Raw genomic sequence first — 16,479 nt, 5'->3', positions numbered from 1 at the left:
GACCCGACTCGACCTCACGGCATGAACAAGGACTCGGTGGGACCAAGATGTCCAATGACGACGCAAGGCTTCTCGACTACCTCAAGCGGGTCACGGCGGATCTGCACCAGACCCGCCGCAGGCTTCAGGAGGTCGAGAACCAGGACCACGAGCCCATCGCCATCGTGGCGATGAGCTGCCGCTACCCGGGAGGCATCAGCACCCCGGACGACCTGTGGCGGCTCGTGGCCGAGGGCCGGGACGCCATCACCACCTTCCCCACCGACCGCGGCTGGGACCTCGACGGGCTCCGCGGCGACGAGCCGGAGACCGCCGAGTCCGGCAGCAGCTACGTCCACGAGGGCGGCTTCGTCCAGGACGTCGCCGGTTTCGACGCGGGCTTCTTCGGGATCAGCCCCAACGAGGCGCTGACCATGGACCCGCAGCAGCGGCTGCTGCTGGAGGTGTCCTGGGAGGCGATCGAGCGGGCCGGGATCGACCCGGTGTCGCTGCGCGGCAAGCCCGTCGGCGTGTTCGCGGGCTCCGGGATCCAGGACTACGAGTACCTGATCGGCGCGGCGGGCGAGGTCGCCGAGGCCTACATGACCACGGCCAACGCGGCCGCCGTCATATCCGGCCGGATCTCCTACACCCTGGGTCTGGAAGGCCCCGCGGTGACCGTCGACACGGCGTGCTCCTCCTCCCTCGTCTCCCTCCACCTGGCCGCCCAGGCCCTGCGGCAGCGGGAATGCTCGCTGGCCCTCGCCGGCGGCGTCATGGTGATGTCCACGCCGTCGCCGTTCATCGCGTTCAGCCGGCAGCGCGGTCTCGCCCCCGACGGCCGCTGCAAGGCCTTCGCCGAGGCGGCCGACGGCACCGGATGGTCCGAGGGCGCGGGCATGCTCGTACTCGAACGGCTGGCGGACGCGCGGCGGGCCGGCCACCCCGTGCTGGCCGTCGTACGCGGCAGCGCCGTCAACCAGGACGGCGCCAGCAACGGCCTGACCGCCCCCAACGGCCGGGCCCAGCAGCGGGTCATCCGCCAGGCGCTCGCCAACGCCCGGATCCCGGCCACCCAGGTCGACGTCGTCGAGGGCCACGGCACCGGTACGACCCTGGGCGACCCCATCGAGGCGCAGGCACTGCTGGCCACCTACGGGCAGGACCGCCCCGAGGGGCAGCCGCTGTGGCTCGGCTCCATCAAGTCCAACCTCGGGCACGCGCAGGCCGCCGCCGGTGTCGGCAGCGTCATCAAGATGGTCATGGCCCTGCGGAACGGAGTGCTGCCGCAGACCCTGCACGTCGACGAACCGTCGAGCCACGTCGACTGGACCGCGGGCCAGGTCCGGCTGCTGGCCGAATCCCGTGCGTGGGAGCGCGCCGAGGACCGGCCGCGCCGGGCCGGCGTCTCCGCGTTCGGGGTCAGCGGCACCAACGCCCACGTCATCCTGGAGGAAGCGCCCGCCGAGGAGCCGGCCGGGACCGCGGGGCCCGCCGGGCCCGCCGCACCGGCCGAGGCGCCGCGGGAGCCGTCCGCCGCCGCCGTCGTACCGCTGCCCGCCGTCCTGCCGTGGCCGGTCTCCGGCCGGGACGCCCAGGCGCTCGCCGCCCAGGCGGGCCGGGTGCACGCCCACGTCACGGCCGGGCCGGAGCTCCACGCCGCGGACCTGGCCTACTCGCTGGCCACGAGCCGCGCGGCGCTCGACCACCGCGCCGTCGTCCTGGCGGACGGCCGGGACGGCGCGCTCGCCGGTCTCGCCGCACTGGCCGAGGGGCAGCCGCACCCGGGTGTGGTGAGCGGGTCGGCGGCCAAGGGGTCGACCGCCTTCCTGTTCACCGGTCAGGGCGCGCAACGCCTCGGCATGGGCCGGGAGTTGTACGAGTCCTTCCCGGTGTTCGCCGAAGCCTTCGACGCCGTGTGCGCGGAGATCGACCCCCACCTCGGGCGGTCACTCCGTGACGTGGTCTGGGGTGAGGACGCGGAGGCGCTGAACGCCACCGCCCTGACCCAGCCCGCCCTCTTCGCCCTCGAAGTCGCCCTGTTCCGGCTGATGGAGGCCTGGGGCATCACCCCCGACGCGGTCGCCGGCCACTCGATCGGAGAGCTGGCCGCCGCCCACGCCGTCGGCGTGCTGTCCCTCGCGGACGCGGCCCGGCTCGTCGTGGCGCGCGGCCGCCTGATGCAGGCACTGCCCGCCGGTGGCGCGATGCTCGCCGTCCAGGCCACCGAGGAGGAAGTCCTCCCGCTGCTCACCGACGAGGTGGCCGTCGCCGCCGTCAACGGGCCCGAATCCGTGGTCGTCTCGGGCACCGAGGCCGCCGTCCTCGCGGTCGGCGAGCACTTCACCGCGGCGGGCCGCAAGACCAGCCGCCTCGCCGTCTCGCACGCCTTCCACTCGCCCCTCATGGAGCCGATGCTCGACGCCTTCCGGGCCGTCGCGCAGGAGCTGACGTACGAGGAGCCGCGCATCGCGGTCGTGTCCACGGTGACCGGCGACCGCTCCGGCGCCCGGTGGCAGTCGCCGGACTACTGGGTCTCCCAGGTGCGCGAGGCCGTCCGCTTCGCCGACGCCGTCCGCGCCCTGGAGCAGCAGGGCGCGACCCGCTTCCTGGAGATCGGGCCCGACGGGATCCTCACCGGACTCGCCCAGCAGAACGCCGACTCCGAGCAGGCGGTCCTCGTACCGGCCCTGCGCCGCAACCGCCCCGAGCCCGAAGCCCTGGTCAGCGCCGTGGCCCAGCTCTACGCCTCCGGTACGGCCGTCGACTGGGAGGCCTTCTACGCCGGGACCGGCGCCCGCCGCGTCGACCTGCCCACGTACGCCTTCCAGCGCACCCGCTACTGGGTCGAGGGCACCGGCGCCCTCGGCGACCTCTCGGCAGCCGGTCTGGCCGCCGCCGGACACCCGCTGCTCGGCGCCGTCGTCTCCCTCGCCGACTCCGGCGGCGTGGTCCTGACGGGCAGGGTCTCCGTATCGGCCCAGCCCTGGCTCGCCGACCACGTCGTCGGCGACTCCGTGGTCTTCCCCGGCACCGGCTTCGTGGAGCTCGCCGTGCGGGCCGGCGACCAGGTCGGCTGCGAACTGCTCGAAGAGCTCATGCTCCAGGCGCCCCTCGTCCTGCCCGAGCGCGGAGCCGTCGCCCTCCAGGTCGAGGTCGGCGCCGCGGACGCCTCCGGGCGGCGCCCCGTCAGCGTCCACTCGCGCCGGGACGACCAGCCCGACCAGCCGTGGACCCTGCACGCGGCCGGCGTCCTGGCGACCGCCGCGGACTCCGCCCTCGACTCCCTCGGCCTGAGCACCTGGCCGCCCGCAGCCGCCACCCCGATCGAGACCGACGGCGTGTACGAGACGCTGGCCGCGGCCGGCCTCCCCTACGGCCCGGCCTTCCGCGGCCTCACGGCCGCCTGGGCCGCCGGGACCGAGGTGTACGCCGAGGTCGCCCTGCCCGAGCGGGCCCACGCCGACGCCGCCGCGTTCGGCCTGCACCCGGCCCTCCTGGACGCCTCGCTGCACGGCTCCGTCTTCACCGACCTGTTCGCCGACGCCCAGGGCCCCGTCCTGCCGTTCGTCTGGACGGGAGTGCGGCTGCACGCCTCCGGCGCCACCCGGCTGCGGGTCCGGATCGCCCCCGACGGCGCGGGCGCCATCGCCCTCTCCGTCGGGGACGAGACGGGCCGGCCGGTGCTGTCCGTGGACTCCCTCGTCCTGCGCGAGGTCTCCGCCGAGCAGCTCGCCGCCGCCCGCGCCGTCGCCCACGAATCCCTCTTCGCCCTCGACTGGACCGCGCTGCCCGCCCCTACCGCTTCGGCGGCCGCACCGGCCGACTGGGACACCCTGCCCGCCGACGGGCCCGTACCGGAGAGCGTCATCCTGCGCTCCCTGGCCGGGTCGGACCCGGCCTCGGTGCGGGCCGCCACCACCAGGGTGCTCGCCGTCCTGCAGAGCTGGCTCGCCGACGAGCGGTACGCCGCCTCGCGGCTGCTCGTCGCGACCTCCGGGGCCGTGGCCCGGCCCGGGGAGGACGTCACCGACCTGGCCGGGGCGGCGGTCTGGGGCCTGGTGCGTTCCGCGCAGGCCGAGAGCCCCGGCCGGTTCCTCCTCACCGACCTCTCCGACCTCGCCGACGGGCGGGAGGCCGCCGCCGCGGTGGCCGCCGACGAGCCCCAGACCCTCGTACGGGGCACGACCGTCCACGGCGCCCGGCTGGCCCGCCTCACCGACGACCCCGAGCGGCGCGTCCGGCCCGACTTCGGCAACGGCACCGTCCTGGTCACCGGCGCGACCGGCGCGCTCGGCCGCCTGGTGGCCCGGCAACTGGTCCAGGCCCACGGCGTACGGAGCCTCCTGCTGGTCTCCCGGCGCGGTACGGACGCCCCGGGAGCCGTCGAACTCCGCGCCGAACTGCGCGGCCTCGGCGCCGAGGCCACCGTCGCCGCCTGCGACGCGGGGGACCGCGACGCCCTCGCCACGCTGATCGCGGGCGTACCGCTCACCGGCGTGGTCCACCTCGCCGGCGTGCTCGACGACGCGCTCATCGCCTCGCTGACCCCGCAGAGCCTGGACACCGTCCTCGGCGCCAAGGCCGACGCGGCGCTCCACCTGCACGAACTGACCCGGGACCTGGAGCTGTCGGCCTTCGTGCTGTTCTCCTCCGCGACCGGTGTCCTGGGCGTGCCCGGACAGGGCAACTACGGTGCGGCGAACGCCCTGCTCGACGGCCTCGCCACCCACCGCCGCGCCCAGGGCCTGCCCGCCCGGTCCCTCGCCTGGGGCCTGTGGGCGAGCGGCATGTCCGGCTCCCTCACCGAGGCCGACCTCCAGCGGATGAGCCGGACCGGCATCGGCGCGCTCACCGCCGAGTACGGGGTGGACCTCTTCGACCGGGCCCTGACCGTCGACCGTCCGGTCGTCGTGCCGATCCGGCTCGACGTGCGCACCCTCGCCGAGGCGGGCGAGGCCCTGCCGGCGCTCTTCCGCGGCCTGGTCCGCGTACGGGCGCGCAGGAGTGCGGTGTCGGCCCCCGAGGCGGCCGGGGCCCTGCGGGGCCGGCTGGCCGGACTGGACCGGGAGGAGCGCACGGCCGTCCTGCTCGACCTGGTCCGTACGCAGGTCGCCGTCACCCTCGGATATCCGGGGGCGCACGCGGTCGACGAGACGCGGGCGTTCAGCGAGCTCGGCTTCGACTCGCTGACCGCGGTTGAGTTCCGCAACGCCGTCAGCGCGGCCGCCGACGTCCGGCTGCCCGCCACCCTCGCCTTCGACTACCCCAACCCGCGCGCCCTCGCCCGCCACCTCCTGGACGAACTCGACGGCGCCGGCGGGCAGCAGGGCCGCGTGGCCGCCGCCACCGCGGTCCGGTCCGGAGCCGTCGACGACGACCCGATCGTGATCGTCGCCATGGCCTGCCGCTACCCCGGCGGCGTACGCACCCCCGAGGACCTGTGGCAGCTGGTCGCCGACGGCGTCGACGCCGTCTCCGGCTTCCCGGCCAACCGCGGCTGGGACCTCGACCGCGTCTACGACCCGACCGCCGAGCGGCCCCACACCAGCTACGCCCGCGAAGGCGGCTTCCTGCACGAGGCGGGCGAGTTCGACCCGGCCTTCTTCGGGATCAGCCCCAACGAGGCCGCCGTCATGGATCCGCAGCAGTTCCTGCTGCTGGAGACGGCCTGGGAGGTGTTCGAGCGGGCCGGGATAGACCCGGAGACCCTGCGCGGCAGCATGACCGGCTGCTACGCCGGGATGATGTACCACGACTACGCCGCCAACAACAGCACCGGAGCCATCGCCTCCGGGCGCGTCTCGTACGTGTTCGGCCTCGAAGGCCCCGCCGTCACCGTGGACACGGCCTGCTCGTCCTCGCTGGTCGCGCTGCACATGGCCGCGCAGGCGCTCAGGTCGGGGGAGTGCTCCCTCGCCCTGGCCGGCGGTGTCGCCGTCATGGCCACCCCCGAGGTCTTCGTCGAGTTCAGCCGGCAGCGCGGCCTCGCCCCCGACGGCCGGTGCAAGTCGTTCGGTGCGGGCGCCGACGGCACGGGCTGGGGCGAAGGCGCCGGAATGCTGCTCCTGGAGCGGCTCTCCGACGCGCGGCGCAACGGTCACCCGGTACTGGCGACCGTGCGGGGCTCGGCGCTGAACCAGGACGGCGCCTCGAACGGCCTGACCGCCCCGAACGGGCCCTCGCAGCAGCGGGTCATCCGCCAGGCCCTGGCCAACGCGGGTCTCTCGGCGACCGAGGTCGACGCCGTCGAGGCCCACGGCACCGGCACGACGCTCGGCGACCCCATCGAGGCCCAGGCGCTGCTGGCGACGTACGGACAGGACCGCCCCGAGGGGCAGCCGTTGTACCTGGGCTCCATCAAGTCCAACATGGGCCACACCCAGGCCGCGGCGGGCGTCGCCGGCATCATCAAGATGGTCATGGCGATGCGGCACGGAGTGCTGCCGCCGACCCTGCACGCCGAGGAGCGCTCGGACCAGATCGACTGGTCGGCGGGCGAGGTGGAACTGCTCACCGAGGCCCGCGCATGGCAGGCCGACGGCCGGCCGCGGCGCGCGGGCATCTCCTCGTTCGGCATCAGCGGGACCAACGCCCACGTGATCGTCGAAGAGGTCCCCGCCCCGCGGCCCGCCGAACCCGAGACCGGCGCCGAACTGCCCGTGACCCCCTGGGTGGTGTCGGCGAAGTCCGCGCAGGCGCTGGCCGGCCAGGCCGAGCGGCTGCTCTCGGTGACGGACGCGTACGGCCCCGAGGACATCGGGTACACCCTGGCCGCGGCGCGCAGCGCGATGGAGCACCGGGCGGTGGTGCTGGGTGACCGCAGGAGCGGGCTCGCCGCCCTCGCGGCGGGCGGGGAACACCCCGCGGTGGTGACGGGACAGGCGCAGTCCGGTGGCCGGACGGCGTTCCTGTTCACGGGGCAGGGTGCGCAGCGACTGGGGATGGGGCGGGAGTTGTACGCCTCCTTCCCGGTGTTCGCCGAAGCCTTCGACGCCGTGTGCGCCGAGGTCGACGGGCACCTCGGGCGGTCGCTCCGTGAGGTGGTGTGGGGTGAGGACGCGGAGGCGCTGAACGCGACCGCGATCACCCAGCCCGCCCTCTTCGCCTTCGAAGTGGCGTTGTACCGGCTGGTCGAGGCCTGGGGCGTGAAGCCCGACCTCCTGGCCGGGCATTCGATCGGCGAGCTGGCCGCCGCGCACGCGGCCGGGGTGCTGTCCCTCGCCGACGCGGCCCGGCTGGTGGTGGCGCGTGGGCGTCTGATGCAGGCCCTGTCCGCCGGTGGCGCGATGCTGGCCGTCCAGGCCACCGAGGCGGAGGTGCTGCCGCTGCTCACCGACGGGGCCGGCATCGCGGCTGTCAACGGTCCTCGGTCGGTGGTGGTCTCGGGTGTCGAGGCCGCGGTGCTGGCCGTGGGCGAGCACTTCACCGCGGCCGGTCGCAAGACCAGCCGTCTCTCGGTCTCCCACGCGTTCCACTCGGCGCTGATGGATCCGATGCTGGACGAGTTCCGGACCGTCGCGGAGGCGCTGACCTTCAACGCCCCACGCGTACAGGCCGTTTCCACGGTGACGGGTGAACCGGCCGAGGCGTGGCAGTCTCCGGAGTACTGGGTCGGGCAGGTCCGCGAGGCCGTCCGTTTCGCCGACGCGGTGCGTTCGCTGGAGCGGCTGGGCGCGACCCGCTTCCTGGAGATCGGCCCGGACGGGATCCTCACCGGACTCGCCGCGCAGAGCCTGGACGACACCGTCCTCGCCGCGGCCGTGCGCAAGAACCGTCCCGAGCCGGAGACCCTGGCCGCCGCCGTGGCCCGGCTCCACGTCCACGGCGTGGCCGTCGACTGGGAGGCGTTCTACGCCGGCACCGGCGCCCGTCGCGTCGACCTGCCCACGTACGCCTTCCAGCGCACCCGCTACTGGATCGGCACCGAGGAATACCTCGCCAACTCGTGGATCGGCTCCGGCAGCGGCAGCATGGCGACCGCCGGCCTGACCGATGCCGGTCACCCGCTGCTCGGCGCGGTCCTGCCCTCCCCCGACACGGACCTGGTCACGTTCACCGGCCGGCTGTCCGCGAGCACCCACGCCTGGATCGCCGACCACGAGGTCCTGGGCAACATCCTGCTGCCCGGCACCGGGTTCGTGGAGCTGGCGGTGCGCGCCGGCGACCAGGTGGGCTGCGACGTACTGGAGGAACTGGCGCTGCAGGCGCCGCTGATCCTGCCCGAGCGCGGCGCGGTGACCGTACAGATGGTCGTGGGCGCCGCCGACGCCTCCGGGCGGCGGTCGGTGAGCGTCTACTCCCGCGCCGAGGACCGACCGGACCTGCCGTGGACCCTGCACGCCGACGGTGTGCTCGCGGCGGGCGCCGAAGCCCCCGGCTTCGACCTGGCGGCCTGGCCGCCCGCAGGGGCGGACGAACTGCCCCTGGACGGCGCGTACGAGGGCCTGCGCGAGCGCGGCTTCGGCTACGGTCCGACGTTCCAAGGCCTCAAGGCCGCCTGGCGGCTCGACGACGTGCTCTACGCCGAGGTCGCCCTGCCGGAGCAGTCGCACGCCGAGGCCGCGGAGTTCGGACTCCACCCGGCCCTCCTGGACGCCGCCATGCACGCGGCGCTGGTGAACGGCACCGGCGGCGACGAGACCGTACTGCCCTTCGTCTGGAAGGACATCACCCTGCACGCGGCGGGAGCCTCCGTCGTACGGGTGAGGATCACCCAGCCCACGCCGGAAAGCCTCTCGTTGCAGGTGGCCGATGCCACCGGAGCTCCGGTCGCCACGGTCGGCGCGGTCGTCGGCCGACCCGTCTCCACGGAGCAGCTCGGCGCGAGCGGCACGGAATCCCTCTTCCACATCGCCTGGAACCCGCTGCCCCTGCCGGCCGCGGCCGCCCCGCCGAGCCTGCCGGAGGGCACGGTCGTCCTCGAGTGCGAGGTCACGGACACGGACGTCCCGACCGCCGTGCACAGCCTGGCGAACCGGGCCCTGGCGGCGGTCCAGGAGTGGCTGGCCGAGGAACGTCCCGAGGGCGCGGTGCTGGCCGTGGTCACGCGGGGCGCGGTGGCCGTCGTGGACGGCGAGGCCGTCGATGTGCGGCAGGCTCCGGTGTGGGGCCTGGTGCGGTCGGCGCAGGCCGAGAACCCCGGCCGGTTCGTGCTGGTCGACACCGACGGCTCGGTGGACCTGGGGCGGGTACTGGCCCTGGGTGAGCCGGAGTCGGCCGTACGCGCCGGCGAGGTGTCGGTGCCGCGGCTGGCCCGGGTGCCGGCGGACGACGGCGCGGAGCCGGCGTGGGACGCGGCCGGGACCGTCGTGATCACGGGCGGTACGGGCGGTCTGGGGGCCCTGGTGGCCCGCCATCTGGTGGCCGAGCACGGGGTGCGGCACCTGCTGCTCCTGGGCAGGCGGGGCGCGGACACGCCCGGCGTCGACGAACTGCTCGCGGATCTCACCGAGGCCGGCGCCACGGTCGCCGTCGCCGCGTGCGACGTGGCGGACCGGGACGCGCTCGCGGCGGTTCTGGACGGTGTGGATCCGGCGCACCCCCTGACGGGCGTGGTCCACGTGGCCGGTGTCGCGGACAACGGCGTCATCGGAGCCCTGACCCCCGAGCGGATGGACGCGGTCCTGCGTCCGAAGGCGGACGCGGCCTGGCATCTGCACGAGCTGACCGAGGACCTGGACCTGTCGGCGTTCGTGATGTTCTCCTCCGCCGGCGGTCTGGTACTGGCGGCCGGTCAGGGCAACTACGCGGCGGCCAACGTCTTCCTCGACGCGCTCGCCGCCCACCGCCGGGCGCAGGGCCTGGCGGCCACCGCGATGGCCTTCGGCCTCTGGGGCGTCAACACTGGCATGACCACCCGGCTGGAGCTGGCCGAGGAACGCATGGCGGCCCAGGGCCTGCCCGCCCTCTCCCAGGCCGAGGGCCTGGCCCTGTTCAGCCTCTCCCTCCGCTCGGGACGGCCCGCCCTCGTCCCCCTGCGGATCGACACCAACGTCCTGCGCGGCCGGGCCGAAGAGCTTCCCGCCCTGCTCCGCGGCCTCGTACGCGTCCCGGTGCGCCGGGCCGCACAGTCCACGGACGGCGGCGACGGGCTCCTCGCCCGGCTGGCCGGACTGGACGCCGACGGGCGTGCCGCGGCGCTCCTGGATCTCGTACGCGGCCAGGTCGCCGGTGTCCTCGGCCACGCCTCGCCGGACGCGATCGAGCCCGAGCGGGCGTTCAGCGAGCTGGGCTTCGACTCGCTCGCCGCGGTGGAGCTGCGCAACCGGCTCGGCTCGGCGACCGGACTGCGGCTGCCCGCCACGCTGATCTTCGACTACCCGACCGCGCAGTCCGTCGCCGGCCACATCGGCGCCGAGGTGGCCGGCCGCGGCCACGCCGCACCCGTACCCGCCCGCGCCGTGCCCGCCGTCTCCGGCGGACCCGACGTGGACGACCCGATCGTGATCGTGGGGATGGGCTGCCGGTACCCGGGCGGGGTGACCACGCCGGACGAGCTGTGGGACCTCGTCGCCGGCGGTGTGGACGCCATCGGCGGGTTCCCGGCCGACCGGGGCTGGGATCCGGAGGTGTACGACCCGGAGCCGGGTACACGCGGCAGGACGTACGCCCGTGAAGGCGGATTCCTGTACGACGCGGCCGAGTTCGACCCGGTGTTCTTCGGGATCAGCCCGAACGAGGCGCTGATGATGGACCCTCAGCAGCGGCTGCTGCTGGAGGTGTCCTGGGAGGCGATCGAGCGGGCGGGCATCGACCCGGCGGCGCTCAAGGGCAGTTCGACCGGCGTGTTCGCCGGCGTGATGTACCACGACTACGCCCTGGGCGTGGAGGCCGCGGCCAGCAGCGGCGGCAGCCTCGTCTCCGGCCGTACATCGTACACGCTCGGCCTCGAAGGCCCCTCGGTCACCGTCGACACGGCCTGCTCGTCCTCCCTGGTCGCGCTGCACATGGCGGCGCAGGCGCTCAGGTCGGGTGAGTGCTCCCTCGCCCTGGCCGGCGGTGTGGCCGTCATGGGCACACCGGGGATGTTCGTCGAGTTCAGCCGGCAGCGCGGGCTCGCCCCCGACGGCCGGTCCAAGTCCTTCGCCGCCTCGGCCGACGGTGTGGCCTGGGGCGAGGGCGCGGGCGTCCTGCTCCTGGAGCGGCTCTCGGACGCGCGGCGCAACGGCCACCCGGTGGTCGCCGTCGTCCGGGGCTCGGCCCTGAACCAGGACGGCGCGTCCAACGGCCTGACCGCCCCGAACGGGCCCTCGCAGCAGCGGGTGATCCGCCAGGCCCTGGCCAACGCGGGTCTCTCGGCGACGGAGGTCGACGCGGTGGAGGCCCACGGCACCGGCACGACCCTGGGCGACCCCATCGAGGCCCAGGCGCTGCTGGCCACGTACGGTCAAGACCGCCCCGGGGACCGGCCCCTGTACCTGGGCTCCATCAAATCCAACATGGGCCACACCCAGGCATCCGCGGGCGTCGCGGGCATCATCAAGATGGTGATGGCCATGCGCCACGGGGTGCTGCCGAAGACCCTGCACGTGGACGCGCCGTCCGACCAGGTGGACTGGGCGGCGGGGAGCGTCGAACTGCTCACCGAGGCCCGCGCATGGCAGATCACGGAGGACCGGCCCCGCCGGGCCGCCGTCTCCTCCTTCGGCATCAGCGGGACGAACGCCCACGTGATCGTCGAGGAGGCACCGGAAGGCGCCGGGGAGCAGGCCGTACGGGCCGAAGTCCCCGCCCTTCCCTGGGTGCTGTCGGCCAAGTCCCCGCAGGCCCTGGCCGCCCAGGCCGAGCGCCTGCTGGAGCGGGTCGCGGACCGGCCGGAGACCGACTCGGCGGACATCGGCCTCTCGCTGGCCTCCTCGCGCACCGCGTTCGCCCACCGGGCGGTGGTCGTGGGAACGGAGCGCTCGGAGCTGCTGCGCGGCCTGACCGCACTGGCCCAGGGCCGCAACGCACCCGCCGTGGTCCGGGACCTGGCGCGCCGCTCCGGAAAGACGGCGTTCCTGTTCACGGGGCAGGGGGCGCAGCGGCTGGGGATGGGCAGGGAGTTGTACGTCTCCTTCCCGGTGTTCGCCGAGGCGTTCGATGCGGTGTGCGCGGAGGTCGACCAGCATCTGGGTCGGTCGTTGCGTGAGGTGGTGTGGGGTGAGGACGCGGAGGCGCTGAACGCCACGGCCCTGACCCAGCCGGCTCTGTTCGCGCTTGAGGTGGCGTTGTTCCGGCTGGTCGAGGCCTGGGGTGTGAAGCCCGACCTGGTGGCCGGGCATTCGATCGGTGAGCTGGCCGCCGCTCATGTTGTGGGTGTGTTGTCGTTGTCGGATGCGGCTCGGCTGGTGGTGGCGCGTGGCCGGTTGATGCAGGCGTTGCCGGCCGGTGGCGCGATGCTGGCCGTTCAGGCGACCGAGGAAGAGGTCCTGCCGCTGCTCACCGACGGGGTGGGTATCGCGGCGGTCAACGGTCCGGAATCCGTGGTCGTGTCCGGTGTCGAAGCCGAAGTCCTTGCGCTGGGTGAGCACTTCGCGGCGACCGGTCGTAAGACCAGTCGTCTCGCGGTCTCGCATGCCTTCCACTCCTCGCTGATGGATCCGATGCTCGACGAGTTCCGGTCGGTGGCGGGGGAGTTGACGTACGGCGAGCCGCGGATCGCGGCGGTGTCCACGGTGACGGGCGACCGTGCCGGGGCGGACTGGACGTCGCCCGAGTACTGGGTCTCTCAGGTCCGTGAAGCCGTCCGTTTCGCCGACGCCGTGCGGGCGCTGGAGCAGGAGGGCGTCACCCGCTTCCTGGAGATCGGGCCCGGCGGTGTCCTCACGGGTCTCGCCCAGCAGGTGCTCGACGCCGAGCAGGCCGTGTCGGCGGCCGCCCTGCGCAAGGACCGTGCAGAGCCCGAGTCGCTCGTCACCGCCCTCGCGCAGCTGCACGTGGACGGCGTACGCGTCGACTGGGAGGCGTACTACGCCGGCACCGGCGCCCGGCTCGTCGACCTGCCGACCTATCCCTTCCAGCGCACCCGCTACTGGGTCGACGCCGCCAAGCCCGCCACCGATGCCGTCGCCGTCGGCCAGGACGCCCTGGACCACCCGCTCCTCGCGGCCGTCCTGCCGTCCCCCGACTCCGATGCGGTGACCTTCACGGCCAGGATCTCCCTGGACGCCCAGCCGTGGGTGGCCGACCACGCCGTGCACGGCAGCGTCCTGCTCCCCGGCACGGGCTTCGTGGAGCTCGCGCTCCAGGCCGGTGACCACGTCGGCTGCGGCCTCCTGGAGGAGCTCACCCTCCAGGCCCCGCTCGTCCTGCCCGAGCGCGGAGGCGTCTCCGTGCAGGTCGTCGTGGGCGAACCCGACGCCCGGGCCCGGCGCACCGTGCAGGTGTACTCCCGCCCGGAGAACCGGCCCGACGAGCCGTGGACCCGGCACGCCGACGGCTTCCTCGCCCCCGGCGCCACCGAGCCCGGCGGCGGTCTCACCGCGTGGCCGCCCACCGGCGCCGCCGAGCTGGACGCCGCCGCACTGTACGACCGGCTCCAGGAACGCGGGTTCGGCTACGGCCCGGTCTTCCAGGGCCTGACCGCCGCCTGGCGGCTCGACGACGCGCTCTACGCCGAGATCGAGCTGCCCGAGCAGGCGCACTCCGACGCCGGACGGTTCGGACTGCACCCGGCGCTGCTCGACGCCTCGATGCACGCGCTCGGCTTCGGCGGGCTCGGCGCCGAGGAGGACGAGGGAGTCGCGCTGCTCCCCTTCTCGTGGGCGGGCGTCACCCTGCACGCCGCCTCCGCGACCGCCGTACGCGTTCGCCTCGCGCCGGTCGAGGGACAGCGCAACGCCGTACGCATCGACCTCGCCGACCCGGCCGGGGCCCCGGTGGCCTCGGTGGCCGCGCTCCAGCTGCGCCCGGTCGCCGCCGAGCAGCTCGCCGCCGACGGGTTCCGGGACGCGCTCCTGGCCGTCGACTGGCAGCCGGTCGGCGGCGGATCCGGACCGCGCGGAGCGTGGACGATCGCCGGCCCCGGCCTGGAGGTCGCCGGTGTTCCGGTGGCCCCCGGACTCGACGCGCTGGGCGCGGCGGGCGTCGACGTACCGGACGCCGTGCTGCTGCCGGTCCTCGCGACCGGGCCCGGCGCCGGCCGGGAGGAGGAGGTCCCTGCGGGGGTCCGGACCGCGGTCGGCACGGCGCTCGCCGCCGTGCAGCACTGGCTGGCCGAGCCTGCCTTCGCGCAGTCGAGGCTGGTCCTGGTGACCCGGGCCGCCGCGGCCGTGGCCGACGGCGACCCGGTCGACGTACGGCAGGCCCCCGTCTGGGGGCTGGTCCGGGCCGCGCAGGCGGAGAACCCCGGCCGGTTCGTCCTGCTGGACCTGGAGGAGGCCGAGGTGTCCCCGAAGGCGCTGGCCGCCGCGCTCGCCTCCGGCGAGCCCGAGCTCGCGATCCGGCGGGGCAAGGTCCTCGCGCCGCGCCTCGCGAGGTCCGCGGCGGCGGGCGGCGACACGCCCTGGGACACCGAGGGGACCGTTCTGATCACCGGTGGTACGGGAGGCCTGGGGGCGCTCGTCGCCAAGCACCTCGTGACCGCGCACGGAGTACGGCACCTGCTGCTGACCAGCCGGCGGGGACCGGGCGCGCCCAACGCGGCCGGGCTCCGCGAGGAACTGGCCTCGCTCGGCGCCCAGGTGGACATCGCCGCCTGCGACGTGTCCGACCGGGCCGCCGTGGCCGCCCTGATCGGCGGCATCGACCCGGCTCACCCGCTGCGCGGGATCGTCCACGCCGCCGGTGTGGCGCACAACGGCCTGGTCGGGGCGCTCACTCCGGAGCAGGTGGACACCGTACTGTCCGCCAAGGCGGACGCGGCCTGGCACCTGCACGAACTGACGGTAAGTCACGACCTGTCCGTGTTCGCGCTGTTCTCCTCGGCCGGCGGCCTGGTCATGGCCGCCGGACAGGGCAACTACGCGGCGGCGAACGTCTTCCTCGACGGGCTCGCGGCCCACCGCCGCTCGCGAGGTCTCGCGGCCACCTCGATGGCCTTCGGCCTCTGGGACACCGAGACCGGGCTGAGCCAGTGGCTCGGCGAGGCCGACCTCCAGCGGATGCGGCGCAGCGGAACGCCCGCCCTGTCCGAGGAGGAGGGCCTGTGGCTCTTCGACGCGGCGGTCGCGGCCGACGCCCCCGCCCTCGTACCGCTGCGGGTGGACCTGGGCGCCCTGCGGGCCCGTACCGACGAGGTGCCCGCGCTGCTGCGCGGCCTGGCACCCGCCGTGCGGCGCCGGGCCGGCGCCGCGGCCGGAGCCGCCGAAGCCGGCGCGCTGCGCGAGAAGGTCCGCGCGCTCGGCGGCGCCGAGCGCGAGAGGGCCGTACTCGAAGCGGTGCTCACCCACGCGGCCGAGGTCCTCGGACACGCCGACGCGAGCGCGGTGGACGCCGAAGCGGGCTTCCTGGAGGCCGGATTCGACTCGCTGACGGCGGTCGAGCTGCGCAACCGGCTGAACGCGGCGTCCGGTCTCTCCCTGCCGGCCATGGTGGTCTTCGACAGCAAGAACCCGCTGGCCCTGGCCCGGCTGCTCGCCGAGCGGCTCGGAGTCCCGGGGGAGCCCGGGCAGGCCGACGCGCCGTCGGCGCAAGCCGACGACCGGCTCGACGACACGCTGTACGGGCTGTTCCTCGACGCGATCATGTCGGGGAACCTCCAGCCCGGCCTGGCCATGCTGCGGTCCGTGGCCGCGCTGCGGCCCGCCTTCGGCTCGGCGGCCGACCTGGCGGAACTGCCCGCGGCGGTGTCCTACGGGCCACGCACCCGGCCGCAGGGAGAGGACGCGAAGGCGCCCCGGCTGATCTGCCTGAGCACGCCGACCGTGGCGGGCGGCGTGCACCAGCACGCGCGTCTCGCGGCCCGGCTCTCGATGCCCGTGTCCGGCATCCCCACCCCCGGTTTCGGGCGGGGGGAGGCCCTGCCGGAGTCGTTCGACGCGGCGGTGGACGTCCTCGCCGAAGCCGTGCTGCGCACCGCCGGCGGAGAGCCGTTCGCCCTGCTCGGCTTCTCCTCGGGCGGCCTGCTCGCCCACGCCACCGTGGCCCGCCTGGAGCGGGTCCACGGGGTACGGCCCGCCGGGCTGGTCCTGCTGGACACCTACTACATGGGCGAGACCAACGACGCGATCTTCGACCAGATGGCCTTCGCCGTCCCCGGCAAGGCGGCCACGCTGGGCAACTTCAGCAGCGCCGAACTCTCCGCCATGGGGCGGTACGTGGAGCTCCTGCCGCAGTTCCGGCAGGACGCCGTCGAGGCCCCGGTGCTCTTCGTCCGGGCCGGGGACCTCTTCGAGATGGGGGAGGACGCGGAGATCGAGCCCGATGCCGACTGGCAGGCCGACTGGGAGGGCGCGGACACCGTGGCGACCGTCCCCGGCACCCACTTCACCATCGTCGAGCAGCACGTCGACACGACGGCCCCCGTCATCGACCGCTGGCTGACGGACCTCAAGGAGCGGATCTCCTGATGAGCCG

At 74.8% G+C, this 16,479-nt stretch carries 1 protein-coding gene; it reads left to right on the top strand.

Annotation, left to right across the window (positions count from 1 at the left end; all coding sequences use genetic code 11):
- Window positions 1-47 precede the first annotated feature (47 nt).
- Window positions 48-16,472: an SDR family NAD(P)-dependent oxidoreductase gene (locus tag ACGFYQ_RS28520; RefSeq protein ID WP_393748735.1), complete on the top strand. Its 16,425-nt coding sequence runs from the start codon at window positions 48-50 to the stop codon at window positions 16,470-16,472.
- Window positions 16,473-16,479: the final 7 nt, after the last annotated feature.

The organism is Streptomyces sp. NPDC048258 (assembly GCF_043201995.1).
Classification (GTDB): domain Bacteria; phylum Actinomycetota; class Actinomycetes; order Streptomycetales; family Streptomycetaceae; genus Streptomyces.
This window is presented reverse-complemented; position numbering and strand designations above follow the sequence as displayed.